The organism is uncultured Agrobacterium sp. (assembly GCA_913777615.1).
In the GTDB taxonomy this organism is placed as follows: Bacteria; Pseudomonadota; Alphaproteobacteria; order Rhizobiales; family Rhizobiaceae; genus Agrobacterium.
Map to the genome: position 1 here is coordinate 80,170 of CAJYTK010000013.1, position 26,130 is coordinate 106,299.

A 26,130-nucleotide genomic window follows, 5' to 3' on the forward strand; every position below is an offset into this window, starting at 1 on the left:
GTTCACGTTGAAGCGCGTCCCAATCATTCAGATCCGCGCATATGCCCTCGTTCGATATTAGAGCGCCTCTCACTGCTGCATACCGTTGCGCAGTCTCATGCGGACAATGCTTGGGTTTTCTCGGTTGACAACATTTGTCAGTAATCTCGTAGCGCGGTCCCACAGGGAGTTACAGGCCGGATCACGAATGGCGGTCTTCACATTATTTGATGTGTCGGTCTGTCGAAGAGCAAAAACAGTCGTCGTGAGTGGTGGGATTTGAACTTCATTCGAAGTTCGGTGTTCGGTGGCTAGGTAACGTGGACTAGGAGGAATAACATGGTGGTGAGGTCTGGTGGCTGTGCCTGCGGCAAGGTAAGGCTATCTCTTGTCGGTCAGCCTTATCGTGTCGGGATTTGTCATTGCATGGATTGTCGCAAACATCATGGTGCGCTCTTTCTTGCCTCGGCAATTTTTCCAGAGGATGCCGTAACGATCGATGGAGACACTCGCAGCTACAATGGCCGCTTTTTTTGCCCCGATTGCGGTTCACCAGTTTTTGGCCGGAGCGGCGACGAAGTAGAGGTCAATCTCGGTTCACTCGATGAGCCGGATCAATTTGAGCCGACCTACGAGCTTTGGACAATCCGCCGTGAGGCATGGCTTCCGGATTTCCCCGCATTGCGCCGTTTCGATCGCGATCGGAAATCGACAGGCCGAACCGAAGAAGGGCGATAGACCCGTGCAGTTTCATTGTCCCATCATTGCTTCTGTCTCCGTTGACGCGCGGAATACAAAAAAAGCAGGCGATGACCTGCTTTTTTGGTTTTGTTCTGAGATTACTGCGCTCAACCGGTCCGATGTAGGGGTGCCTTCAGTCACCGGTCAGTGATAACGGCGAATGAGACCCACAAGTTTGCCCTGAATTTTGACCCTGTCGGGCCCAAAGATACGGGTTTCATAGGCCGGGTTCGCGGCCTCCAGGGCTATCGAAGCACCCTTGCGGCGGAACCGTTTCAACGTCGCTTCCTCATCATCCACAAGAGCGACGATGATGTCTCCAGGATTGGCCGTGCTGCCGTTGCGGATGATCACGGTGTCTCCATCGAAGATGCCGGCCTCGATCATGGAGTCACCCTTGACTTCCAATGCGTAATGTTCACCCGTTCCGATCATGTCCACCGGCACGGCAACATCGTGGGTATTGTTCTGAATGGCGGAGATCGGAACACCGGCAGCGATGCGTCCCATCACAGGAACGGTGACCGCGCTTGAAATCGCATCATTTACTGGCTTCGGGGCAGGGGCAGGTTCCGGCGCTTTCGGCTTTCCGAGGCTGCCCTCGATCACGCTTGGGGAGAATCCACGTACGGGCTTCTGCGCGGGTGCGGAATAGGCTTCCGGGAGTTTGATAACCTCCAGCGCTCTTGCCCGGTTCGGCAGACGGCGGATGAAGCCGCGCTCCTCCAAGGCGGTGATCAGACGGTGAATACCGGATTTGGAAGCGAGGTCCAGGGCATCTTTCATCTCATCGAAAGACGGCGGCACGCCGGACTCTTTCATTCGTTCATGAATGAATAGGAGCAGTTCCTGCTGTTTGCGCGTGAGCATGAGAAAACCCTTGGAATGCGTTGCGAAGATTCGCGAAACAAATACAGAACGGACACTATATGTTCCATATGTGTTCTGCAATCCCTTAAAATTCCGCAAACGTTCGGGCTTGCCGTTTTGCTGTCCTGTTTCCGCGCAAATGTGGAAGCTTGCCGCTAGGAATATGACAGCATCCTCCTGAACACGACGATGGCGAGCAGCAGGTTGATCGCTCAGCTTGGTTAGAAGCGCGTCTCGCAGGACGAGTAAGGAGCAGGCCGAAGCCAGCGTGCGAAGAAGGCCTGGAAGGCATCGTAACCGGCCCAACTTTCTCTGGAGGTGAGAACAGCGAGAATGTCTGTCGCATGTTGCTGGCGCAAGGTATCAAGCCTGAAGAGCTGGAAAATCGATTCCGATTTTCGGGCTGATGTTGTAAGGCCTTTGCATGCTCGCAAAGTTGCGGTTGCCGGCGATGTCCGGCGCATGAGTCGTGAGGAATGAGATGACTGTAAAGAACAATTTGAAAGTGGTCGCTGGCGAGGGAAAAGGCGCTGTCTCCTTCTCCAACACGGAGCGGTTTTCGCTGATTGCCGGCCCGTGCCAGATGGAAAGCCGCGACCATGCTTTCATGATTGCCGGCACGCTTCACGAATTGTGCGCCAAGCTCGGCATCGGGCTGGTTTACAAGTCCTCTTTCGATAAAGCGAACCGTACTTCTCTTTCCGGCAAGCGCGGTATCGGCCTCGACAGGGCCATGGAAATCTTCACCGACCTCAAGAAAGAGTTCGGCTTTCCGGTGCTGACCGATATCCACACGGAAGAGCAGTGCGCCGTTGTAGCGGAGACCGTCGATGTCCTGCAAATCCCGGCGTTTCTCAGCCGTCAGACCGATCTTCTGGTGGCCGCCGCAAAGACCGGACGGGTCATCAACGTGAAAAAGGGGCAGTTTCTGGCGCCCTGGGATATGAAGAACGTCCTTTCAAAATTGAATGAGAGCGGCAATCCAAATGTTCTTCTCTGCGAACGTGGCGCGTCTTTTGGCTACAATACGCTGGTGTCCGACATGCGGTCGCTGCCGATCATGGCCTCGCTTGGTGCGCCCGTGGTTTTCGATGCGACGCATTCCGTGCAGCAGCCAGGAGGGCAGGGCGGTTCCACCGGCGGCCAGCGCGAATTCGTCGAGACATTGTCGCGTGCGGCTGTCGCCGTCGGCATTGCCGGCCTCTTCGTCGAAACTCATGAAGACCCGGACAACGCGCCGTCTGACGGACCGAACATGGTTCATCTGAAGGATATGCCGAAGCTTCTGGAAAAACTTCTGGCGTTTGATGCCATCGCCAAGACCGCCTGATTTTGGCCTAATCGATTTTTATAGGTGGGGCGGCGCGTAGGACGACGCCTCGTCATTGTAATTTCTCACGCTTCGTCTACAGCGAAGTGGCAATGACCTTTCACATATTTCAGTATCGCTTATCCGCTATCCGGCTCAAAAACGGCTTCACAGCTTTGCCGATGCGCTCTAAGACAAGCGACTGAAATCCTCTGTTCCAGTCCCAAGGGAGAGACCATGACAGCCATTACCGACATCATCGCACGCGAAATCCTCGACAGCCGTGGCAATCCCACGGTCGAGGTCGATGTGTACCTCGAAGACGGCTCCTTCGGTCGCGCCGCCGTTCCATCTGGCGCATCCACCGGCGCTCACGAGGCTGTCGAGCTGCGCGATGGCGGACAGCGCTATCTCGGAAAAGGCGTTGAAAAGGCTGTCGAAGCCGTCAACACCGAAATCTTCGATGCGCTTGGCGGTTTCGATGCTGAAAGCCAGATCCATGTCGATCAGACACTGATCGCGCTTGACGGCACGCCGAACAAGTCCCGCCTCGGCGCCAACGCCATTCTCGGCGTTTCGCTGGCTGTTGCCAAGGCCGCTGCCGAAACCACTGGCCTGCCGCTTTACCGTTACGTCGGTGGCCCGAACGCCCACCTGCTGCCCGTTCCAATGATGAACATCATCAATGGCGGTGCGCATGCCGACAACCCGATCGACTTCCAGGAATTTATGATCATGCCGGTCGGCGCGGAAAGCATCCGTGACGCGGTGCGCATCGGCGCGGAAATCTTCCACGTTCTCAAAAAGGAACTGGCAGCCCAGGGCCACAACACCAATGTCGGCGACGAAGGCGGCTTTGCGCCAGGCCTGAAGAGCGCGCCGGAAGCGCTGGACTTCATCATGAAGTCGGTTGAAAAGGCCGGTTACAGGCCGGGCGACGACGTCGCGCTTGCTCTCGACTGCGCCTCGACCGAGTTCTTCAAAAACGGCAAGTACGAGATGGAAGGCGAAGGCCGCACGCTCGAGCCGGAAGCCATGGCCGATTACCTCGCAGAACTTGCGGCAAAGTACCCGATCATCTCCATCGAAGACGGCATGGCCGAAGACGACTGGGATGGCTGGAAGTACCTGACCGACAAGATCGGCTCCAAGGTCCAGCTCGTTGGAGATGATCTTTTCGTCACCAACTCTTCGCGCCTGCGCGACGGTATCAAGATGGGCGTTGCCAATTCGATCCTCGTCAAGGTCAACCAGATCGGCTCTCTGACCGAGACGCTTGATGCTGTGGAGACGGCACACAAGGCTGGCTATACCGCGGTCATGTCTCACCGCTCTGGAGAGACGGAAGATTCGACGATTGCCGATCTCGCAGTTGCCACCAACTGCGGTCAGATCAAGACCGGCTCGCTGTCGCGCTCCGACCGTCTGGCCAAGTACAACCAGCTGATCCGCATCGAAGAGATGCTGGGTCCGCAGGCTGCCTATGCCGGTCGTTCGATCCTGCGCGGCTGATTTGAAGCTCCGATGATCTGGAGTGGCTTTCCATAAGCCCGTTAACAGAAAAACCCGCCGATGGACTCGGCGGGTTTTTTCGTGAGCGATGCGGTCTTTGTTCTCGACGATCGGAACGTCGAGATTCGCACTTACATTGCCTGTTTGATCTTCTCGGCGTGAGCCTTCAACATCTCCACATCCGCCATTGCGCCGCTGTGCGGCTTTAATGGCTCGCCGTCCTTGCGCGGGACAACGTGGAAGTGCAAGTGGAAGACGGTCTGGCCAGCGGCCGGCTCGTTGAACTGCGAAATGTAAATGCCATCCGCATCGAAGGCTTCCTTAGCGGCAACCGCGAGCTTCTGGACGACCGGAATCGTCTTCATCAAAACTTCGGGATCGGCGTCCAGAATGTTGCGCGAACCGCTTTTCGGGATCACCAGCAAGTGGCCGGGTGCCTGGGGCATCACGTCCATGAAGGCTAGCGTGTGGTCGTCTTCGTAGACCTTGACGCAAGGGATTTCCCCACGCAGGATTTTTGCGAAGATGTTGTTGTCGTCATAGACGGCCATTGAGCGCTCCCTTACAATTTTCTAGACGTCGTCTTCCTGCCGTTCGCCTTTGCGAAACGGGCTGTGGTCTTCAAGATAGTCGTTGATTTGTTCGACCTCGCTACGCTCACGCTCCAGATAATCGGCAATGGCGTGGCGAAGGCCGGGATGGGCGATGTAGTGGGCGGAGTGGGTGGTGACCGGCGTGTAGCCGCGGGCCAGTTTGTGCTCGCCCTGGGCGCCGGCTTCCACACGCTTCAAGCCTTTGGAAAGCGCGAAGTCGATCGCCTGATGGTAGCAGACTTCAAAATGCAGGAAGGGATGATCTTCAATGCAGCCCCAGTGGCGTCCGTAAAGCGCATCCCCACCGATGAAGTTGATGGCGCCGGCAACGTACCTGCCGTCGCGCTTTGCCATCACCAGCAGGATATCGTCTGCCATCCGCTCGCCGATGAGGGAATAGAAATTGCGGGTGAGGTAAGGCTTGCCCCATTTGCGGCTGCCGGTATCCATGTAGAAGGTGAAGAACTGATCCCAGATATCTTCTGTCAAATCGCTGCCGGTCAGCCAGTCGATTTCGATGCCGTTTTCCAGCGCTGCGCGCCGTTCCTTCTTCAGGCTCTTGCGCTTGCGCGATGACAGGGCATCAAGAAAATCGGCGTGATCTCGGTAGCCTTGATTGATGAAATGAAACTGCTGGTCGGTGCGATGCAGAAAACCTTCATCCTGCAGCGCTTCGATTTCGTCTTCCGGCGCGAAGGTGATGTGCGCGGAAGATATTCCGAGTTTCTCTGTCACCTGCCGGAGACCTGATGCGAGGACCTGCTGAAACGCGGCTACGTCCACGCCACTGGTCAGAAGGCGTGGGCCGGTTGCAGGAGTGAAGGGGACGGAGCACTGGAGCTTGGGATAGTAGCGCCCGCCCGCTCGCTCGAAAGCATCGGCCCAGCCGTGGTCGAAGACATATTCGCCGAGGCTGTGATTCTTTAGATAGCCTGCAACGGCGCCCATCAATTCACCATCGCCGCGCTCAAGCAACAGATGTTGACCGAGCCAACCGGTCTTGGCCGTGGCCGAGCCGGAATCCTCAAGCGAGGCGAGGTAGGCGTGGGAGGTGAATGGATTATAGGGATTGGCGATAGCCGATCTGGATGCTCCGGAAAGCCTGTTCCAGCTTTCCGGCGCAATGTCCTTGAAGGACTGTGCAACGCGAATGGTGTATTCGTCGCTCATGCGGTAGCTGGCCGGTCCTTCACGTCGGGGACGAAACCCTCGAATGTTATCTGATCAGCATAAGTATAGGACTTCTCCAAGGCATTTTCATCCCGTACCGTCCAGGTAATTACCGGTACGTCAAGCTTCCGTTGCGCTTCAATAAAGCTGTTCGGTAGGTGGCCCCAGAAATAGGAGATGAAATCGAGGCCGATCTGCATTGCCTCGTCGTGTTTGAAGAAGTCTTCCGGATCAGCGCCTTCTGCGGTCAGCCCCAAAGGCCAGGGGGAGCCTGCAGTCTTCAAAGCCTTCAGCAGATGGTGGTCGAAGCTCATCAGCGCCACTTGGCCCCGGTAGCCTTCGAGATCATCCAGAACGGCTTCGGCGAAGCCATCATCGACGCCTTCGCCCTCCCGACCTTTCAACTCGATGACAAGCGGCACCTTGCCAGCACACAGCTGTAGTAGCTGCTTCAGCGTCGGTACGCGATCCTTTGTCTGACCGATCGACAACATCCCGAGTTCGGCGGAGGTGCGTTCGCGCACATCGCCCCTGATGCCCGTGAGACGGGTCATCTCATCGTCATGAAAAACGACCGGAACGCTGTCTGCGGCCAGTTGCACATCGCATTCGATAGCATAACCGCCCTCGATGGCTCGGGAGAAGGCTGAAAGCGTGTTCTCCCAGACTTGCTTGTTCAGATCGTGGTAGCCGCGATGGGCGACGGGCTGCGCCGTCAACCAGGACAGTTTCAGTGTCATACGTCGATTTCCACGATGGCGTCGATTTCGACGGCGGCATTGAAAGGAAGCGATGCCATTCCGACCGCTGCGCGCGCGTGCTTGCCTGCGTCACCCAGAACATTGGCGATCAGGTTAGAAGCGCCGTTGATGACGAGGTGCTGTTCGGTGAACTCCGGGACGGAGGCAACGAATCCGTTCAGCTTCAGCACTCGACGGACCTTGGACAGATCGCCGTGCAACGCCGCTTTGACCTGCGCCAGAATATTAACGGCGCAAAGCTCTGCCGCCCTTTGCGCGCTGGCAACATCAACGTCGCGACCGACGTGCCCGGTGACCGCAATCTTGCCGGATTCCATCGGCAATTGGCCAGAAATATAGAGCAGATTGCCGCTGATGGTGAAGGGAACATAGTTGGCGGCAGGGGCTGCTGCGGCGGGAAGAGTGTATCCGAGTTCCTTGAGGCGGGCTTCGATTGCGTCCGACATTTTTTCCGTTTCCGCTTTGGTTGTAAAACTTTCAAAAATCCGGCATTCAGGGCATGATGTCCAAAAGCCGGACGGTTGCTTGTACAGTATGAGCGATGAGTCCAACAGGAGATATTGAATGATCGTCAGGAACCTTGCTCTCGTTCTTGCCGCTGGCGTGGGCCTCATGCCCTGCATCGCAAGTGCCGTGCCTGCCAGCGTTCCCAATCTGATCTCCCACCGCGCCGTCTATGATCTCGAGCTGAAGGACGCGTCCGACCGCTCCGGCATCGAAGGTATGACCGGACGTATGGTCTATGAATTCACCGGCTCGTCGTGCAAAGGCTACAAGACGGATTTTCGTTTTGTCACCCAGATCAATACCGGTGACGCGGTGCGGATGACCGACCAGCAGACGACGACCTACGAGGACGCGGCATCGAAGAAATTCACCTTCGAAACCAAGTCCTTCACCGACGACAAGCTCGACAAGGAAGTTATCGGTTCTGCCGCTGACGTCGAAGGCAAGATGAAAGTCGACCTCTCGAAGCCGGATCCGCGTGAAATCGATCTCGTACCTGGTGAATTCCCTACGGAGCATATGTTCCAGGTCATCGAGAATGCCAAGATGGGCAAGCGTATCTTCGAATCGCGCGTCTTCGACGGTTCCGATGACGGTGATCAAAGCCTGATCACATCCACTCTCGTCGGAAAGCAGCAGACTCCCAAAGACGGCGATGCCGATGCCAGTATGGCGGGAGACTTTGCCAAGGCGCCATTCTGGCCAGTCACGATTGCCTATTATAACGACAAGACGGGAACGGACTCGCTGCCGATCTATCGCATGTCGTTCAAGCTTTACGAGAACGGAATCACCCGAGACCTGACAATGGACTATGGCGACTTCGTCTTGACCGGCAAGCTTGCAAAGCTCGATGTTCTCAAGCCTGAAACCTGCGAAGCGCCACAAGTGCGCTGAAATCTGACGATGCCGGCGTTTTTTCATGCCGGATGCTTGCAATTTGGGTGAGCTCGCTGTATGCGGCTCACCATTCCACACGCGAAGCTTGGGGTGTTCCGGGAGAAATCCGGTTCATTCCGCCCGGTGGTGCCGCTCAAACGGCGCTGTTCGCTTCGCGGGGGTTCAACCGGAAAAGGAGTAACTAGGCATGGCATTGCCCGATTTTTCTATGCGCCAGCTTCTGGAAGCTGGTGTTCACTTCGGCCACCAGACACATCGCTGGAACCCGAAGATGAAGCCGTACATCTTCGGCGATCGTAACAACATCCACATCATCGACCTGGCTCAGACCGTTCCAATGCTGTCGCGCGCGCTTCAGGTCGTTTCCGACACCGTTGCTCGTGGTGGCCGCGTTCTGTTCGTCGGCACGAAGCGTCAGGCTTCCGAAATCATTGCAGACAGCGCAAAGCGCTCCGCTCAGTACTACGTCAACTCGCGTTGGCTCGGCGGCATGATGACCAACTGGAAGACGATTTCGAACTCGATCCAGCGTCTTCGCAAGGTCGACGAAATCCTCAACTCGGAAGCTTCTGGCTACTCCAAGAAGGAGCGTCTGAACCTCGAGCGCGAGCGCGAAAAACTTGAAAAGGCTCTCGGCGGTATCCGCGATATGGGTGGCGTTCCGGACCTGATGTTCATCGTCGATACCAACAAGGAAAAGATCGCTATCGAAGAAGCCAAGCGTCTTGGCATTCCGGTTGTCGCCATCATCGACTCCAACTGCGATCCGGACCACATCGACTTCCCGATCCCCGGCAACGACGACGCTTCGCGCGCCATTTCGCTTTACTGCGATCTGATCGCCCGCGCTGCCATCGACGGCATCGCACGTCAGCAGGGCGCTTCCGGCCGCGACATCGGCGCTGCTGAAGAAGCTCCGATCGAGCCTGCTCTCGAAGACGAAGCCAACGCCTGATATTGGCCTTCGGCGGCGCTCACTGCGCCGCCTTCTCATCAGGATAAGACAAGGCCGTTCTGGACTGCACGTTCGACGGCCTTGTTCGTTTCAAGCCGCAGCACACCGTTGACCGAGCAATTGGCCCAAACGGGAACAGCGGCTGGTTTCACAAGTTTCGTGGCGGCTGTTTCATCAGCCTGTCACAGTTCCGGGTACATTCGTTCCCACAATCCGATTTCGGCCTGGCAAGACTGCCGTGGTCGACCGAACCGACAAGAGGCACACAATGAGCGAAATCACCGCCGCAATGGTAAAGGAACTGCGCGAAAAGTCTGGCGCAGGCATGATGGATTGCAAGAAGGCCCTGGCTGAAACCAATGGCGACATGGAAGCGGCAATCGACTGGCTGCGCGCCAAGGGTATTGCAAAGGCTGACAAGAAGTCTGGCCGTACCGCTGCTGAAGGCCTCATCGGTATTGCGTCTGCCGGCCACAAGGCTGTCGTCGTCGAAATCAACTCCGAAACCGACTTCGTTGCTCGCAACGACGCCTTCCAGGACATCGTTCGTGGCGTTGCTTCCGTCGCTCTGACGACCGATGGCTCCGTCGATGCGATCGCTGCCGCGACCTATCCTGCGACCGGCAAGTCCGTTTCCGACACGATCAAGGACGCTATCGCCACAATCGGCGAAAACATGGCTCTTCGCCGCGCAGCTCTGCTCGAAGTCGAGCACGGCGTTGTTGCGACCTACGTTCACAACGCTGCTGGCGACGGTATTGGCAAGCTCGGCGTTCTGGTTGCTCTGAAGTCTGAGGGCGACAAGGCTGTTCTGACCTCGATCGGTCGTCAGGTTGCCATGCACGTTGCTGCAACCAACCCGCTCGCAATCCGCGCTGAAGAAGTCGACGCAGCTGTTGCTGAGCGCGAACGCAACGTCTTCATCGAACAGGCTCGCGAATCCGGCAAGCCGGAAGCCATCATCGAAAAGATGGTCGATGGTCGCATGCGCAAGTTCTTCGAAGAAGTTGCTCTTCTGTCTCAGGCTTTCGTTATCAACCCCGACCTCACGGTTGAGGCTGCAATCAAAGAAGCCGAAAAGGAAGCCGGCGCCAAGATCGAAGTTGTGGGCATGGCTCGCCTGCTTCTCGGCGAAGGCATCGAGAAGGAAGAAAGCGATTTCGCTGCAGAAGTTGCGGCCGTCGCAAAGGGCTGATCCCTTTACCCAAATATTGGAAAACTCCGGGGCATCGCGTGACAACGCGGTGCCCTTCGTGTATCGGCGTTCCGGTTATCGTTCGGTTTGCCCGCAAAATCTTTACAGATGTTCTTGCGATGTCGAACCAAGTATGTTTCGCCTGCCATTGCCGCTAAGCCGCTCCTGGCTTTTGCGTTGCCTGCTAAAGGAGTCATGATGTCTTCCAAGCCGCTCTATAAACGTGTTCTTCTCAAGGCATCCGGCGAAGCCCTCATGGGCGACCAAGGCTTCGGCATCGATGTCGCCGTCGCGGATCGTATCGCGTCCGATATCGCCGAAGCGCGGGCCATGGGCGTTGAGGTCGGGGTCGTTGTTGGCGGTGGAAACATCTTCCGCGGCGTGGCTGTTGCCTCCAAGGGTGGCGACCGCGTGACCGGTGACCACATGGGCATGCTGGCAACCGTGATCAATGCTCTGGCGCTCGCCACGTCCCTTCGCAAGCTCAACATCGACACCGTCGTTCTTTCCGCTATCGCCATGCCGGAGATCTGCGAAAGCTTCTCGCAGCGTGCTGCGATCCATCATCTGTCGCAGGGCAGGGTGGTGATTTTTGCCGGCGGCACCGGCAATCCGTTCTTCACTACTGATTCTGCCGCAGCTCTACGCGCTGCGGAAATGGGAGCAGAGGCAATCTTCAAGGGCACGCAGGTCGACGGCATCTACTCAGCCGATCCCAAGAAAGACCCTACAGCAACGCGTTTCGATGAACTCACCCACTCGGAAGTGCTGGCGAAGGGCCTTGCGGTGATGGATGTAGCGGCTGTTGCGCTGGCGCGGGAAAATCACATTCCTATCATCGTGTTCTCTATCCACGAAAAGGGTGGTTTTGCGCAAATATTGACGGGCGGCGGTCTCAAGACCATCGTTCACGACGCATAATTGCCGGACGCCTTATTGCGCCGGTAAAGATAATGGGCCGCCAAGGCCAGAACGAAAATGGAGTATGAAGATGAGTGGTGTTGACCTCAATGACATCAAGCGCCGCATGGACGGTGCCATCAACGCGTTCAAGAACGATATCGCGTCGCTCAGAACCGGACGCGCTTCCGCCAACATCCTCGATCCCGTCACGGTCGATGCCTATGGTTCCCGCGTTCCGCTCTCCCAGGTGGCCAATATCACCGTGCCGGAGCCGCGCATGCTTGGCGTCAATATCTGGGACAAGTCTATGGTCGGCGCGGTCGACCGCGCCATTCGCGAGTCCAATCTTGGGCTCAACCCGATTGTCGACGGCCAGAATCTGCGTATTCCTCTTCCAGAGCTCAACGAAGAGCGTCGCAAGTCGCTCGTGAAAGTTGCGCACGACTATGCCGAGAAGGCCAAGGTCGCCATCCGCCACGTTCGCCGCGATGGCATGGACGGTCTCAAAAAGGCCGAAAAGGATGGAGACATCGGGCAGGACGAAAGCCGTGCCAAATCCGACAAGGTTCAGAAAATGACGGACGACACGATTTCTGAAATTGATCGCTTGCTTGCGGAGAAGGAAAAGGAAATCATGCAGGTATAATCGGTTTAACCGATCACTGCCTCTGTCATGGCATAGACTTGCTGTCTTGAACTCCGCACACCCTGAAATGGATTGAGATGTCGGAAATCGCACCTTCACCGTTACCTGAGCACGTCGCTATCATCATGGATGGTAACGGTCGCTGGGCCAAGCAGCGTGGCTTGCCACGCATCATGGGCCACAGACGGGGCGTCGATGCCGTGCGCGAAACGGTGAGGGCGGCTGGCCAATGCGGCTTGAAGTATCTGACGCTCTTCGCCTTCTCCTCGGAAAACTGGCGTCGGCCACAATCTGAGGTTTCCGACCTTCTTGGATTGCTGAAGGCTTTCATTCGTCGCGACCTTGCGGAGTTGCACGAGGAAAATGTTCGGGTACGTATCATCGGTGACAGAGCAGGACTGAAGGCCGATGTCCGAGCCCTGCTTGAAGAGGCGGAGCAGACGACACGCGATAATACGGCGCTGACACTGATCATTGCCTTTAACTATGGCTCGCGCAACGAGATTGCCCGCGCTGCCGCGTCGCTTGCGCTGGATGTTGCAGAAGGCCGGCTCGACGCTTCCGCGATCACGCCGGAGGCGATTTCCGCCCGGCTTGATACGGCAGGCATTCCCGATCCAGACCTTATCATCCGAACCAGCGGCGAGGAGCGGCTGTCAAACTTCCTGTTGTGGCAAGCCGCTTACTCTGAATTTCTCTTCATTCCGGACTACTGGCCTGATTTCAATCGCCAGACACTGATGGCCGCGATCGATCAATACATGACGCGCGATCGTCGCTTCGGTGGCCTCTCCACTCAAATTGCGATGGCGGGCGCCTGATGAGCCGCGAATTGAAGCTGCGGATCATTTCGGGCATCGTGATGGCCGTCGTCATTCTGACGGCGACCTGGTATGGCGGTATCATGTTCCGTGCTATCGCAGGACTTCTGTCGCTTCTCATCTTTTATGAGTGGAGCACGATCACCCGACTTTCTGACACCAATCCGACGGGTTATGCCTGGGGCTGGTTCTCTGTCGCGGTGATGAGCGGCAATACGATCTTTGGCGAAAGCTCGCTTGATCTTCCTCTGCTTTCCGGCTTTACGATCACTGCTGCGCTGTTTCCGATCCTGCGGGGGCCAAACTGGTGGCTTGTTGGCGGCATCGTCTACTCTGCGCTCAGCGGCATTTCGCTCGCGGCCATTCGTGGCGAGGAATCGACTGGCCTCGTCGCCATGCTTTTCGTCTTCTCGATCGTCTGGGCGACTGACATTCTTGCCTATTTCGTCGGGCGTGCTGTCGGTGGTCCAAAGCTTGCGCCATCGATCTCTCCCGGAAAGACTTGGTCGGGCGCTGCGGGCGGCACGTTTTTTGGCATGGTTGCGGGCGGCGCTGTAGCGGTGGCCTATCATGGCGCCATCTCGCTGACCGTACTTTCGCTGGCGCTTGCGCTCTCCATCTTCAGCCAGATTGGCGATCTGTTTGAATCCTTCATCAAACGCCGGTTCGGGGTAAAGGATTCCAGTCATCTTATTCCGGGTCATGGCGGATTCATGGACCGGGTTGACGGTCTTGTTTTCGCCTGCTTTACCGTATTCCTGATTGCGGTGGTTCACGCGGCAGTAACTGGTGATGTGCCAGGATCAGGCGATGGTATCTTGCTTGGTTTCTGATCTGACCAGACGGATGACAAGAGACGCGACACAAGGGAATCGGGAATAATATGGACACTGTGATGGCTGCGGTTAATTTTCTAACCGGTTATATGGTGCCATTTATCCTCGTGATCTCGCTGCTGGTCTTCGTCCACGAAATGGGCCATTACCTCGTCGGGCGCTGGTGTGGGATTCGCTCGACAGCATTTTCCGTGGGCTTTGGTCCGGAACTGATCGGCTTTACCGACAAGCGTGGGACACGTTGGAAGATCTCGGCTGTGCCGCTTGGTGGCTACGTCAAATTCTTCGGCGATGAGGATGTGTCCAGCAAGCCGGACAGCGACGGCCTCTCCGGTCTTACGCTTGAGGAGAGGGCGCAGACGCTCGCCGGTGCGAAGCTCTGGAAGAGGGCTGCGACGGTAGCGGCCGGTCCCATTGCCAATTTCATCCTAGCGATCCTGATCTTCATGGTCCTTTTCACGGTCTATGGCCGGATGATTTCCGATCCTGTCGTTTCCGAAGTGCGCCCTGACAGCGCCGCCCAGACGGCAGGCATTCTGCCGGGTGACCGGCTGATCGCAATCGATGGCGAAAAGGTGCAGACGTTTGAAGACGTCCGCCGCTATGTCTCCATCCGTCCGGGCACGCAAATCAATGTCACCGTCGAGAGAGATGGCCGTGATCTGTCGCTGCCTATGGTTCCGACGCGCACGGAAACGACCGACCAGTTCGGTAACAAGATCGAGCTTGGAATTATCGGCATCACAACGGATCAGACGCGGGGCAATTTCCGTCATGTGAGCTACACGCCTGTGGAAGCGATGGTCGAGGGTGTGCGAGAGACCGGCCACGTCATCACAGGAACCTTCAACTATATCGGCAACCTCGTCACGGGACGGATGAATGCTGATCAGTTGGGCGGGCCGGTGCGTGTTGCGCAGGCCTCCGGCCAGGTTGCGACACTGGGATTCGGAGCGCTGATCCAACTGGCGGCGGTTCTCTCAATTTCCATTGGACTACTCAATCTCATGCCCGTGCCTATTCTGGACGGCGGCCATCTGGTGTTCTATGCGATAGAGGCGGTGCGCGGCAGGCCGGTTGGATCCGGTGCGCAGGAGGTGGCCTTTCGTATCGGGCTGGCGATGATTTTCAGTCTGATGGTTTTTGCCACGTGGAACGATATCAGCAGCTTGATCGGCTAAAGAGCCATTTCGAGCTGTTTTTTTAAGAGGGTGTTTACCTTGTTTTGAAGCCAAAGTGGCGATTGGGTCACGGTGGCTTGCGAAGTAAACAGAAATTAACGGTCGGGCTTGCTTGTAGAGGAAAAGCAGGTAAAACGACGCAGATGGCCGGAGTCGGGTTCCGCCCGCTGAGGGACAACGGGAAAAGGTAAGAATTGAAATGAAGGCTGGTTCAAGATTTTTGAACGCGGTATCGGCGGTTGCGCTGTCTGCTGGTGTTTCTTCGATTGCAGCTATGGGGGTGCTTGCTTCTGCCGGTGTTGCCAATGCAGCTGTAGTCAGCAGGATCGATGTTCGCGGTGCAGAGCGCGCTGGCGCGGATGCTGTTCGCTCCAACATCACGATCGCTCCCGGTCGTAACTTCTCCAATTCCGATATCGATGAATCGGTGAAGCGCCTTTATGCAACGGGCTATTTCTCCAACGTCAGCATGCGTGTCGCAGGCAATGCGCTCGTGGTGACCGTCAGCGAGAACAATCTCGTCAATCAGGTGGTTTTCAACGGCAACCGCAAGATCAAGGACGACAAGCTGCAGGGCATCGTCCAGACGCAGTCTCTCGGACCATACGATCAGACAGTCGTGACGGCGGATATCGCCCGTATCAAGGATGCCTATGCTGCCATCGGTCGCAGCGACGTCCAGGTAACCACCCAGGTCGTTCCTGTTGCCCAGGGTCGCGTCAATCTCGCTTTCCAGATCAATGAAGGCGAGCGCACCAAGATCGCGCGTATCGATTTCGTCGGCAACAATGCCTACAGCGATGGCCGTCTGGCTGCCGTCATCAATACCAAGAAGTCCAACATGCTGTCGTTCCTGACACGCAAGGACGTCTATAATGAAGACAAGCTGCGCGCCGATGAAGAGGCGTTGCGCCAGTTCTATTACAACCGCGGCTACGCCGATTTCCGTGTCGTGTCCTCCAACGCCGTCCTCGATGAGGCGACCAACGAGTACACCATCACCATTACGGTTGATGAGGGTCAGCGCTACAATTTCGGCAATGTCGCCGTTGAATCCACGGTGCCTGGTATCGATGGTTCGCAGCTTCAGGGTCTCGTCGATACGCGCTCCGGCTCCTATTACAGCGCCAAGGAAGTTCAGCAGAGCATGGAAGCCATTTCCAAGCGTGTCGCTGCAGAAGGTTATCCTTTTGCCCGCGTGACGCCGCGTGGCGACCGCGATCTGGCTGGCAACACGATCGGTGTCACCTACATCGTCGATCAGGGCGAGCGCGCCTACGTCGAACGTATCGAAATCCGTGGCAACACGCGTACACGTGACTACGTCATTCGTCGCGAATTCGATATCAGCGAAGGCGATGCGTTCAACCAGACGGTCATTAGCGCTGCCAAGCGTCGTCTTGAGGCGCTCGGTTACTTCTCCAAGGTCAATATCAGCACCTCTCAGGGTAGCGCTGCCGACCGCGTCGTGATCGTCGTTGATGTCGAAGATCAGCCAACGGGCTCTTTCGGTATCGGTGCAGGTTACTCGCAGAACGACGGTGCCCTTCTGGAAGCGTCCATCGAAGAGAAGAACTTCCTCGGTCGCGGTCAGTATATCCGTGTTGCCGCTGGTGCAGGCCAGGATGATGCGCGCAGCTACACGCTGTCCTTCACCGAGCCTTACTTCCTTGGTTACCGTCTCGCCGCAGGCTTCGACCTGTTCAAGAGCCAGACGAAGAGCGAAGATTATTATAACTATGATGAACAGGGCTTCGCGCTTCGCGTCACCGCGCCTATCACCGAAGAGCTCAGCACCACGTTCAAGTACACCTACAAGCAGATCAATTATGACGGTAAAGGCGATTATCAGACCAATCTCGCTGGTCCGTACGTCGATCTGATCGATCGTAACAATGGTGATTGGACTCAGTCGATCATTTCCAACACGCTGAACTACAACACGCTTGACGACCGTAATATGCCACGCGAAGGCTGGCAGGCTGCGTTGACCAACGAGTTTGCGGGCTTGGGCGGCGATTCCGAATACTACAAGATCTTCGGTAAGGTTCGTTACTACCATACCCTTTCGGATGAGTACGATATCATCGGCTCTCTCACGGGTCAGGCAGGTCATGTCGTTCCGACGGGCGACAATCTCTACGTCTTCGATCAGTTCAAGATCGGCGGACGTGTGATCCGTGGCTTCAAGAATGACGGCATCGGTCCGCGTATTGGTTCGGATGCGATTGGCGGTACGACATATTTCGCAGCTTCGGCTGAAGTGACTGCACCAATGCCGCTCGTTCCGGAAGATGTCGGTCTGCGCCTTGCTGGCTTCGTCGATGCCGGTACGCTCTACGGCAGCAAGGTCTCGAATGCAGCCGGCGTCCAGGATGACAGCTCCATCCGTGCGTCTGCGGGTATCGGCATCATGTGGGCTTCGCCGTTCGGTCCGCTGCGCGTCGACTATGCAGTTCCGATTGCCAAGGAAAGCTACGACGAGGAACAGCGTTTCCGGTTTGGCATGTCCAACACTTTCTGATATCGGCAGTCCAGAACTGCGAGTTTGAATGTTCTGGAGTTTCCGCGTCATGGAATACAATGCTTTTTTTCCGCCCCACGAAGGCCTGCGATTGCAAGACATCGCAGCCCGTCTTGGGGCGGAACTGTCTGATCAAGCTTTTGCTGACCGTATGGTGCGTTCCATCGCTCCTGTGTCGCGGGCCAAGCAGGACCAGCTCTGCTATATCTTGTCCCGCAGGAACAGGGATGAGTTGCTGACATGCGATGCAGCCGCCGTCATCTGCGACGAGTCGCTTAAGAGCATCGTGCCGGGGCATATTCCGGCTCTTATCTGCAAGAACCCCCATACGATCTTCGCGCAGGCCGGTGAGCTTTTGCATCCGTCGGCGATGCGGCCTTCTGCCGTCGCCGAGGGCACATCTGTATCGGCCTCCGCTCACGTCGATCCGACTGCTAGTCTGGAACCCGGCGTCATCGTCGAGCCTTTTGCGGTTGTCGGCGCGCATGTGCAAATTGGTGCGGGCACACGCATCGGGCCCGGCGCCATTATCGGAGCCGAGGTTCAAATCGGTCGTGACTGCACCATTGCCGGCGGTGCCAGTATTCTCTCTGCCCTCCTTGGTAACGGGGTGATCATCCATAATGGTGTGCGGATCGGGCAAGATGGTTTCGGCTATGCCCCCGGACCGCGTGGTATGATCAAGATCGTGCAGATCGGTCGTGTCATTATTCAGGATCACGTCGAGATCGGCGCCAATACGACTGTCGATCGCGGCACGATGGATGATACCGTCATTGGCGAGGGCACCAAAATCGATAACCAGGTTCAGATCGGTCATAACGTCCGGATCGGTCGTCACTGCGGCATCGTCAGCAAGGTCGGCATCGCAGGAAGCACGCGCATTGGCGATGGCGTGATGATTGGCGGTGCGGCCGGTATCAATGGTCACATCACGATTGGCGATGGCGCGCAGATTGCGGCTATGAGCGGGGTTGTGTCCGACGTGCCAGCGGGCGCTAAGGTCGGTGGTACGCCTGCCCGTCCAATCAAACATTTCTTGCGTGACATGGCCGACATTCTCGCCCGCGCAGAAGAACGCGATAGAAAAACAGGAGACAAGAATGTCTGAAGAGACGAAGACGACGCTTGGCGCGGCTGACATCCTTGAAGTGATGAAGCTGCTGCCGCATCGTTATCCCTTTCTGCTGATCGACAAGATCATCGACATTGATGGCGATAATTCTGCGATCGGTATAAAGAACGTTACCGTCAATGAACCGCATTTCACTGGCCATTTTCCTGACCGTCCTATCATGCCAGGTGTTTTGATCGTCGAAGCCATGGCGCAGACGGCTGGCGCGATCTGCGCTCGAAACCAGGACGGCGGAGGCTATCTCGTCTATTTCATGACGATCGACAATGCCCGCTTCCGCAAGCCCGTCGTGCCGGGTGATCGTCTGGAGATCCACGTCGTCAAGCAGCGCCAGCGCGGCAATGTCTGGAAATTCCATTGCGAAGCCAAGGTGGATGGCGCTCTCGTGGCCGAGGCTGATGTCGGTGCGATGATGATCCCAGAGGATCAGCAATGAGTGCGGTTTCGGCTTCTGCCAAAATCCATCCCATGGCGATTGTTGAGGATGGCGCGATCATCGGCGAGAATGTCGAAATCGGGGCATTCGCTCATGTCGGCGCAAAGGTGACTTTGCGCGACGGTGTCAAGCTGTTGAACCACGCTGTCGTGGCTGGTCGCACAGTGGTGGGTGAGGGTACCGTCATCCACCCAATGGCTATTATTGGCGGTCAACCGCAGGCGATCCGCCACGATGGCTCTGAAACGACGCTCGACATCGGCGCGCGTTGCACGATCCGCGAAGGCGTGACGATGAATACCGGCAGTTCGGATGGCGGCGGCAGAACGGTGGTTGGTGACGACAACCTATTTCTTGCCAACTCCCATGTGGCGCACGATTGCATTCTCGGCAACGAGATTATCCTGTCGAACAATGTGATGCTGGCTGGCCATGTGCACATTCAGGACAAGGCTATTCTGGGCGGTGGCTGCGCGGTGCACCAGTTTACCCGCATCGGTCGCCAAGCCTTCATCGGCGGCCTGTCTGCTGTGAGCTATGACGTGATTCCCTATGGTATGTTGAACGGTAATCCGGGGGTATTGAGCGGGCTTAACGTTGTCGGCATGACGCGTGCAGGCATAGAGCGCGCAGATATTCACACTGTTCGCCGCGCCTACAAGCAAATCTTCGAAAGCGAAGGCAACGTACGCGCCAACGCTGCGGCCATCCGCGAAGACTATCTCGATTGCCCACAAGCGCTAGAGATCGTCGACTTTATAGCGGCCGCCAATGACCGGGCGATCTCATCGCCGAACCGCGGCAAGTAACGCGGTGGCTGCGGGCGCCCAGCGTCTGGCGATCATCGCCGGTAGCGGTTCTCTTCCCCTGTATGTGGCGATTGCCGCACGATCTGCGGGAGAGGACCCGCTGATCATCCGCCTGAAGGATGAAGCCGATCTGGACTGGTCGCAGTTCGAAAGTGCCTCGATCAGTGTTGGCGATGTCAAAGGGCTGGGTCTCCTCCTGAGCCATCATGGCATCGATCGCGTGGTTCTGTCGGGTGGTGTAGCACGGCGCCCAGAGTGGCGGGAAATTCGCCCGAACCTGAAAATGATCGCCAAAATGCCCTCGATCATCCGCACACTGTTGTCGGGCGGTGATGACACGGTGCTGCAGATGGTGATTGGCCTGATCGAAGCGCAGGGCGTGCGTGTTATCGGCGCTCACGAGATTGCACCTGGACTTCTTGCGACTACGGGTCCGCTAGGCAAGATCAAGCCGACTGATGATGACCGCAAAGATATCGTGAAAGCCGCACGCGCGGCGCTGGCACTCGGTGTGCTGGATGTTGGCCAGGGTGCTGTTTCTGTCGGTGGACGCATCGTTGCTCTGGAAGGGGTTGAGGGTACCGATGGCATGCTGGAGCGGGTGGCTGTTCTTCGTGCTGCCGGCCGCATTTCTCAGCGTCGCAAGGGCGTGCTCGTCAAACTCTGCAAACCGCAACAAGATATCCGCGCCGATCTTCCCACGATCGGCCCCTCGACCGTCGAGAACGCCTCAAAGGCCGGACTGGCCGGCATAGCCGTAGAGGCGGGCAGGGCCTTCATTCTTGATCGAGAAGCGATGTTGAAAGCTGCTGACGCGGCAGGCCTTTTCGTGTGCGGCATCGACACGGCGCTTGAAGGAGATATGATGTGACAGACGGCGTGCTGAAACTTGCTGTCGTGGCGGGCGAGGTGTCCGGTGATCTCCTCGGTGCTGACCTTGTACGCGCGCTTAAGAAACAGTATCCGGGGCAGGTGGAACTCTTTGGCGTCGGCGGTGAACAGCTGACGGCTGAGGGACTGAGTTCTCTGTTCGACTATTCCGAACTCTCGATCATGGGCTTCACTCAGGTTCTGAAGAAACTGCCGCAACTAATTTCCCGCATCAGGGAAACGGCAAATGCCATTATTGCCTATCGGCCGGACGCGCTGCTAATCATCGACAGCCCCGATTTCACGCATCGCGTCGCCAAGCGCGTGCGAAAAGTGCTGCCAGATCTGCCGGTGGTAAACTATGTTTGTCCGAGTGTGTGGGCTTGGAAAGAGTACCGGGCGAAGGCGATGCTCTCTTATGTCGACCACGTGTTGGCGCTGTTGCCGTTCGAACCGGAGGCGATGCAGCGGCTCGGCGGTCCGGCAACGACTTTCGTCGGCCACCGTTTAAGTGTCGATGCGGATGTGCTGGCGGTGCGTACACAACGGGCTTTGCGTCCTGCGCCTTCTGCTGGTGATAGGCGGACAATCCTTCTCCTGCCGGGCTCTCGCTCGACGGAAACGAGCCGCCTGATGGAGCCATTCGAGCAGGCTGCAAGCGCATTCGTGGAGCGGAATGGGGCAACGCGATTCGTCCTGCCAACTGTGCTGCGACAGGAAAAGAGGATCAGGGACCTAGCGGCCTCTTGGCCGGAGGCTATTCGCCCCGAGATCGGCACCGATCATACGTTCAAGTGGCGCTGCTTTGCTGATGCGGATGCAGCGATTGCGGCCTCCGGCACGGTCATTCTGGAACTCGCGCTGTGCCATGTTCCGGTCGTGTCCGTCTATAAGACCGACTGGATTTTCACGATGCTGAGCAAGCGAGTGAAGACATGGACAGGCGCGTTACCCAATTTGATCGCCGACTACGCCGTTGTGCCCGAATATTTCAACGAGGTCGTCCGCGCCGGCTCGATGCTACGCTGGGCGGAGCGGTTGTCGTCCGACACCATCCAACGCCGCGCCATGCTGGAAGGGTTCGAGCTGGTGCAGGAACGGCTGAGGACAGACGTGCCGCCTGGCGAACGAGGGGCAGCGATACTGCTTGAGACGATTAAAGAAAAGAGCGGCCAGAACGATCACTAAGGCGTGACGGGTGGATGAATTCCTTCCGCATTCAGAATATCGCCCCTCGTTTTTAACCCGCACTCCTCGATCTATTTATTCCAACCGCTCCGATCCGCATGTTGATACATGTGAGTCAAGACAGGCAGTTTGAAGTAAGCTATTTTTCTTTGAATACGAAGCAGCCGATGCTTAATAAGATCGCCTTCAACGAAATCATCGACATCCGATAGCTGGTCATCATGAATTTTTTTCGTAGATTTTTCGGCGGTCTCAAGCAGCAGGCGAAGCGCGGCGTCTATGGCGGAGAGCTGATCTATCAAATAGATATATCACACAACCAAAGTCGCCGGGGTCTCGTTCAGTTAATCAGGTTGCCCAATTTCACCTACACCGGACGTATTCGACTGCACCTCAATGAAGCTTCCCTTATATACGGGATGTCTCTCGTGGAGTTAAAACACCTATCGCAGGAAATAGTGAAAGCGCTCGACGCCGTCGAAAAAGACCGAGCTTTGATGGCTGAAGAAAGAACTGAGGGCAGTTCTTCCAGCACTCGATGAGAAAGTAGCTCGTTCCAAGCTTGCGTTATTGGCAGGCTATTGCATCGACAGCGCCTTTTCGCGCTATTTTGCATCGCGTCGGAACCACGAGCGAAATCAAAAAGTAAGCTCACTGGTTTTCTACGTGGTCTCGCTTACTAATCTCCGTCCGAAACGAGGCGAGCCTCGATTCTTCACCGCTCAACCTCGATGACATCGGCCTGATCTCGCCTTGGACACCACAGAATTTTATCGCCATCAAACGAAAAACCCCGAGATTGGATCTCCAATCTCGGGGTCTCGATTCTACTGCGTGTGCTTCAAGGCTTAGAAAAAGCCTTTACGCTGCCACCAGCCGCCCTTGCGCGGCTTCGGTTCTTCGCCATCGGCGCTGTCGCTCTTACCGGACGAGGTGACAACGGGCTCGGACGAGGAAACGTTATCGCCGCGGTTGGCGCGGGCTGGCTTTGCAGCGTCGTCCGCTTCTTCTCGAGCCGGTTCGACAGCGGGTTCAGCAGCCTTTGGAGAAGGTGATGGCACTGCAGGTGCTTCGGCCGCGGGTGCTTCCTGCGGAGCAGGGGCAGCGTCTGTAACGGCTGTCTGAGCGGCGGGAGCTTCTGCCTCGACCTGCGCCTCGGCAACCGCTTCAGTCTTCTCCTTGGCCTTGCGGGTACGGCGTGGCTTCTTCGGCTTTTCAGCCTCTTCAACCTCAGGCGCTTCGGCTTCGCTCGCCTCGACAGCGGCGGTCGGCTCTACGCCTTCGACAGCAGCAGCAGCTTCACCATCTTCAACGCCGTCATCAGAACCATCCTGATCGCCGTCACCATTTTCGGCATCCAGCAGTTCACCGTTTTCGTCGCGGTTGCGACGACCGCCACGCTTGCCGCGACGACGACGCTTGCGCTTGCCTTCGTCCTGGCCAGCATTGTCGCCTTCGCCACGTGCTTCAATAGCCTCAGCTTGATCTTCGGAGGCATCGTCGCCATCCTCGTCATCGCCTTCGCCGGATGTGTCGTCATTGGCATCAGCCTGAACGTCGCCGTTCTGGCCGTTGCCCTTTCCACGACGGCGGCGGCGGCGCTTGCGCTTGCGCTTGCCGTCTTCGCCGTTCTCAGCTTGAGGCTGCCGAGGCTCGTTGTTCTGAGCCTTTGCTACGACTTCTTCTTCGTCTTCTTCTTCCTCGGCTTCGATGACGATATCGTCCTCGTCTTCTTCGAAGGTTGGAAGGGCTTGCAGAAGGCTTTCGATTTTCACTGGGTTTTCGACGGCCTCACCACGGTCAATGGCGAAGTGCTGGGCACCGACGCTGGCATCTGCTGCGATGATGATTGCGACGCCGAAGCGCTCTTCATAATCAACGATCGTGCCACGCTTGTGGTTGAGCAGGTAGAGCGCCGTTTCAGGCGTCGTGCGAACCGTGATGTTGTGCGTCGTGTTGCGCAGCAGGTATTCCTCAACACCACGCAGAACGTGAAGCGCGATGGAGGATTCCGAGCGCACATGGCCCGTGCCGCCGCAATGCGAGCAGATCTGAGTGGTGGATTCGAGCACCGAAGCGCGGATGCGCTGGCGCGACATTTCAAGAAGACCGAAATGCGAGATGCGGCCGACTTGAATGCGAGCGCGATCGTTTTTCAGGCAATCCTTCAGCTTCTTTTCGACAGAGCGATTATTACGCTTCTCTTCCATGTCGATGAAGTCGATGACGACCAGACCGGCAAGGTCACGCAGTCGAAGCTGACGGGCAACTTCTTCTGCAGCCTCGAGATTGGTTGCGAGTGCCGTTTCTTCGATCGAATGTTCGCGGGTCGAGCGACCGGAGTTCACGTCGATCGAAACCAGGGCTTCGGTCTGATTGATGATCAGATAGCCACCGGATTTCAGCGTGACCTGCGGCTGAAGCATGCGGTCGAGCTGCGCTTCGATACCGGAGCGCGAGAAGATCGGATGAATGTCGCGGTAGGGCTGAACCACTTTGGCGTGGCTCGGCATCAGCATCTTCATGAAGTCTTTCGCTTCGCGATAGCCTTCCTCACCGGAAACGATGATTTCGCTGATGTCCTTGTTGTAGAGGTCGCGGATCGAACGCTTGATCAGCGAGCCTTCCTCATAGACGAGGCAAGGTGCCGTAGAGTTCAGCGTCAGTGTGCGGACGTTCTCCCACAGTCGCATCAGATATTCGAAGTCGCGCTTAATTTCGACGCGTGTGCGGTTGGCGCCAGCGGTGCGCAGAATAACGCCCATGCCGTTCGGAACCTCGAGATCGCGGGCAATCTCCTTCAGGCGCTTGCGGTCTGCAGGCTGTGTGATTTTGCGCGAAATTCCACCACCACGTGCCGTGTTTGGCATCAGAACGGAATAACGTCCGGCGAGCGACAGGTAAGTCGTCAGCGCAGCACCCTTGTTGCCGCGTTCTTCCTTGGCAACCTGCACAAGCAGGATCTGGCGGCGCTTGATGACTTCCTGGATACGATATTGCTTGCGCGGCTTGCGCATGGCGCGGTCTGGAACTTCTTCCATCGCGTCTTCAGCGCCGACAGACTCGATGACCTCCTTCTCATGATGATCGTCGTCGTCGTCATCATCATCATCGCCGACGCGTTCGACGTCCTCGGAAATCGTGTCGGTGTCGACCATGGCCGCCATTTCGCCACCCTTGGAGCCGTCCTCGTCGGAGGCTTCTTCGGCCGGCGCTTCGGCAGAAGCCTCTTCGGCGTCAGTCTTCTTCTTCGCGCGAGGACGACGGGTGCGCTTTTTTGGCTTTTCTTCTTCCGCAGGCTGCTCTTCGGCAACCGCTTCTTCCGCAACGGCGACGGTCTCTTCCGCGATTACGACGTCTTCGGACGCCGCAGCTTCTTCGGCCTTTTCCTCAGATGCCGGCACGATGCCAATATCCGGCTGGTCCGCCTTGGAGAGATCGATCGCAGGCTCGTTGGGCGCATCGGCTGGCTCGAAGTCATCGCCGCGGCGATGCTCCTCGGCTTCCGCCTTCAGAAGCGCTTGCCTGTCGGCCAGCGGGATCTGGTAATAGTCGGGGTGGATTTCGGCGAAGGCCAGAAATCCGTGACGATTGCCGCCGTAATCAACGAAAGCTGCCTGAAGCGACGGTTCGACGCGCGTCACTTTTGCCAGATAAATATTGCCGCGTATCTGCTTCTTATGTTCGGACTCGAAATCGAATTCTTCTATGCGATTTCCGCGAACAACGACTACGCGCGTCTCCTCTTCGTGGGAGGCGTCGATAAGCATTTTGTCTGCCATGTAAGCTGTGCTCCTCGGCGCAGCCTTGTCCCATACGAGAACAGGCCTGCCGCAGGGACAGGCCTTTCATATTTTTTCAAGGGTGTGCCGGAAATGAAGTGTCCTGCCCGACGCATGTAAACTGGCAGCATCCGGACAACGTACAGGGCAATTTGCCTGCTTCCTGTGTCCGGTTCGTATGAAAGCTGCTGCAACGACATCATTGGCCAAGCTAGAACGACTATAATAAATAGACTCCTGAGAGTCCGATGAAAATGCTCTCCACAGAGCGATCGGTGGCATGCCACCGGGTATGTCTCCGGCCGCGGCCGGATTGATCCAGTTTCAGGATAAAAATGAAGCGACGGCAGATGATTGCCCGTAATTCAGCGCCAGAGTCATTCTCGATTGGCAGCCGGCGGGAATCTATCCCGTCAACATTTTTAACCCTCAATCGTGTTGTATGGTTTATCCGTCACAATAGCAATAGGCAGGCTAAATATGCCATATCATTGATGGAATTTCGCA

The 26,130-nt window shown here is 56.9% G+C and carries 23 protein-coding genes; 17 read left to right on the top strand and 6 right to left on the bottom strand.

The window, feature by feature from the left end; genetic code table 11:
• Positions 1–318 precede the first annotated feature (318 nt).
• The gene (locus QZ862_RS11950) at positions 319–717 is read left to right on the top strand and encodes a GFA family protein (protein WP_296100080.1); all 399 of its coding nucleotides are present in this window, start codon (positions 319–321) and stop codon (positions 715–717) included.
• Positions 718–864: 147 nt separating this feature from the next.
• Here the strand turns inward: QZ862_RS11950 and lexA are convergent, their stop codons facing one another.
• Positions 865–1,590 (bottom strand): transcriptional repressor LexA, encoded by a 726-nt coding sequence (lexA, locus tag QZ862_RS11955; protein WP_296078147.1) that lies wholly within the window; start codon positions 1,588–1,590, stop codon positions 865–867.
• A gap of 481 nt (positions 1,591–2,071) precedes the next feature.
• On the opposite strand from lexA, the gene kdsA reads away from it, so the two are divergent.
• Positions 2,072–2,920, top strand: coding sequence for a 3-deoxy-8-phosphooctulonate synthase (kdsA, locus tag QZ862_RS11960; RefSeq protein WP_296037307.1), 849 nt, complete (start codon positions 2,072–2,074; stop codon positions 2,918–2,920).
• 216 nt (positions 2,921–3,136) lie between these two features.
• The gene (gene eno, locus QZ862_RS11965) at positions 3,137–4,411 is read left to right on the top strand and encodes a phosphopyruvate hydratase (RefSeq protein WP_296078148.1); all 1,275 of its coding nucleotides are present in this window, start codon (positions 3,137–3,139) and stop codon (positions 4,409–4,411) included.
• A 131-nt stretch (positions 4,412–4,542) separates the two neighbouring features.
• Here eno and QZ862_RS11970 read toward each other — a convergent pair whose 3' ends face one another.
• The 4 genes from QZ862_RS11970 to QZ862_RS11985 are packed head-to-tail and all read right to left on the bottom strand — an operon-like array spanning position 4,543 to position 7,381.
• Positions 4,543–4,962, bottom strand: a complete 420-nt coding sequence (locus tag QZ862_RS11970) for an HIT family protein (protein WP_296078150.1) — start codon at positions 4,960–4,962, stop codon at positions 4,543–4,545.
• Between the two features lie 21 nt (positions 4,963–4,983).
• On the bottom strand, positions 4,984–6,174 hold the full coding sequence (locus tag QZ862_RS11975; protein ID WP_296018435.1) for a GNAT family N-acetyltransferase: 1,191 nt from the start codon (positions 6,172–6,174) through the stop codon (positions 4,984–4,986).
• A complete protein-coding gene (locus tag QZ862_RS11980) occupies positions 6,171–6,914 on the bottom strand; it encodes a glycerophosphodiester phosphodiesterase (protein WP_296100082.1) in 744 nt (247 codons plus the stop codon). The genes QZ862_RS11975 and QZ862_RS11980 overlap by 4 nt, the downstream gene beginning before the upstream one ends.
• A complete protein-coding gene (locus tag QZ862_RS11985; protein WP_296100083.1) occupies positions 6,911–7,381 on the bottom strand; it encodes a RidA family protein in 471 nt (156 codons plus the stop codon). The genes QZ862_RS11980 and QZ862_RS11985 overlap by 4 nt, the downstream gene beginning before the upstream one ends.
• Positions 7,382–7,499: 118 nt before the next feature.
• Between QZ862_RS11985 and QZ862_RS11990 the strand changes: the two genes are divergently transcribed.
• The 14 genes from QZ862_RS11990 to lpxB all read left to right on the top strand — a co-directional run bounded on the left by QZ862_RS11990 (position 7,500) and on the right by lpxB (position 21,841).
• Positions 7,500–8,339: a cell envelope integrity EipB family protein gene (locus tag QZ862_RS11990; RefSeq protein ID WP_296018439.1), complete on the top strand. Its 840-nt coding sequence runs from the start codon at positions 7,500–7,502 to the stop codon at positions 8,337–8,339.
• Positions 8,340–8,529: 190 nt separating this feature from the next.
• Positions 8,530–9,297 (top strand): 30S ribosomal protein S2, encoded by a 768-nt coding sequence (gene rpsB, locus QZ862_RS11995; protein WP_296018441.1) that lies wholly within the window; start codon positions 8,530–8,532, stop codon positions 9,295–9,297.
• 268 nt (positions 9,298–9,565) lie between these two features.
• Positions 9,566–10,492, top strand: coding sequence for a translation elongation factor Ts (tsf, locus tag QZ862_RS12000; protein WP_296018442.1), 927 nt, complete (start codon positions 9,566–9,568; stop codon positions 10,490–10,492).
• Positions 10,493–10,690: 198 nt separating this feature from the next.
• The gene (gene pyrH / locus QZ862_RS12005; protein ID WP_296018445.1) at positions 10,691–11,413 is read left to right on the top strand and encodes a UMP kinase; all 723 of its coding nucleotides are present in this window, start codon (positions 10,691–10,693) and stop codon (positions 11,411–11,413) included.
• Positions 11,414–11,483: 70 nt separating this feature from the next.
• A complete protein-coding gene (gene frr, locus QZ862_RS12010; RefSeq protein WP_296018447.1) occupies positions 11,484–12,041 on the top strand; it encodes a ribosome recycling factor in 558 nt (185 codons plus the stop codon).
• A gap of 77 nt (positions 12,042–12,118) precedes the next feature.
• The gene (locus QZ862_RS12015; RefSeq protein WP_296018448.1) at positions 12,119–12,862 is read left to right on the top strand and encodes an isoprenyl transferase; all 744 of its coding nucleotides are present in this window, start codon (positions 12,119–12,121) and stop codon (positions 12,860–12,862) included.
• Positions 12,862–13,695 (top strand): phosphatidate cytidylyltransferase, encoded by an 834-nt coding sequence (locus tag QZ862_RS12020; protein ID WP_296100085.1) that lies wholly within the window; start codon positions 12,862–12,864, stop codon positions 13,693–13,695. The genes QZ862_RS12015 and QZ862_RS12020 overlap by 1 nt, the downstream gene beginning before the upstream one ends.
• A gap of 62 nt (positions 13,696–13,757) precedes the next feature.
• Positions 13,758–14,879 carry an RIP metalloprotease RseP gene (gene rseP / locus QZ862_RS12025; protein ID WP_296100087.1) on the top strand — a complete coding sequence of 374 codons (1,122 nt, stop codon included), beginning with the start codon at positions 13,758–13,760 and terminating at the stop codon, positions 14,877–14,879.
• A gap of 199 nt (positions 14,880–15,078) precedes the next feature.
• Complete coding sequence (bamA, locus tag QZ862_RS12030) at positions 15,079–17,403, top strand: outer membrane protein assembly factor BamA (protein WP_296078158.1); 2,325 nt, start codon at positions 15,079–15,081, stop codon at positions 17,401–17,403.
• 49 nt (positions 17,404–17,452) lie between these two features.
• A complete protein-coding gene (gene lpxD, locus QZ862_RS12035; protein WP_296100089.1) occupies positions 17,453–18,514 on the top strand; it encodes a UDP-3-O-(3-hydroxymyristoyl)glucosamine N-acyltransferase in 1,062 nt (353 codons plus the stop codon).
• The gene (gene fabZ, locus QZ862_RS12040) at positions 18,507–18,974 is read left to right on the top strand and encodes a 3-hydroxyacyl-ACP dehydratase FabZ (protein WP_296018466.1); all 468 of its coding nucleotides are present in this window, start codon (positions 18,507–18,509) and stop codon (positions 18,972–18,974) included. The genes lpxD and fabZ overlap by 8 nt, the downstream gene beginning before the upstream one ends.
• Positions 18,971–19,783 (top strand): acyl-ACP--UDP-N-acetylglucosamine O-acyltransferase, encoded by an 813-nt coding sequence (gene lpxA / locus QZ862_RS12045; protein WP_296037276.1) that lies wholly within the window; start codon positions 18,971–18,973, stop codon positions 19,781–19,783. Before fabZ ends, lpxA begins: the two co-directional genes overlap by 4 nt.
• Positions 19,746–20,654: an LpxI family protein gene (locus QZ862_RS12050; RefSeq protein ID WP_296100091.1), complete on the top strand. Its 909-nt coding sequence runs from the start codon at positions 19,746–19,748 to the stop codon at positions 20,652–20,654. Before lpxA ends, QZ862_RS12050 begins: the two co-directional genes overlap by 38 nt.
• Positions 20,651–21,841, top strand: coding sequence for a lipid-A-disaccharide synthase (gene lpxB / locus QZ862_RS12055; RefSeq protein WP_296100093.1), 1,191 nt, complete (start codon positions 20,651–20,653; stop codon positions 21,839–21,841). The genes QZ862_RS12050 and lpxB overlap by 4 nt, the downstream gene beginning before the upstream one ends.
• An 848-nt stretch (positions 21,842–22,689) precedes the next feature.
• Here the strand turns inward: lpxB and QZ862_RS12060 are convergent.
• On the bottom strand, positions 22,690–25,623 hold the full coding sequence (locus QZ862_RS12060; protein ID WP_296100095.1) for a ribonuclease E/G: 2,934 nt from the start codon (positions 25,621–25,623) through the stop codon (positions 22,690–22,692).
• Positions 25,624–26,130: the final 507 nt, after the last annotated feature.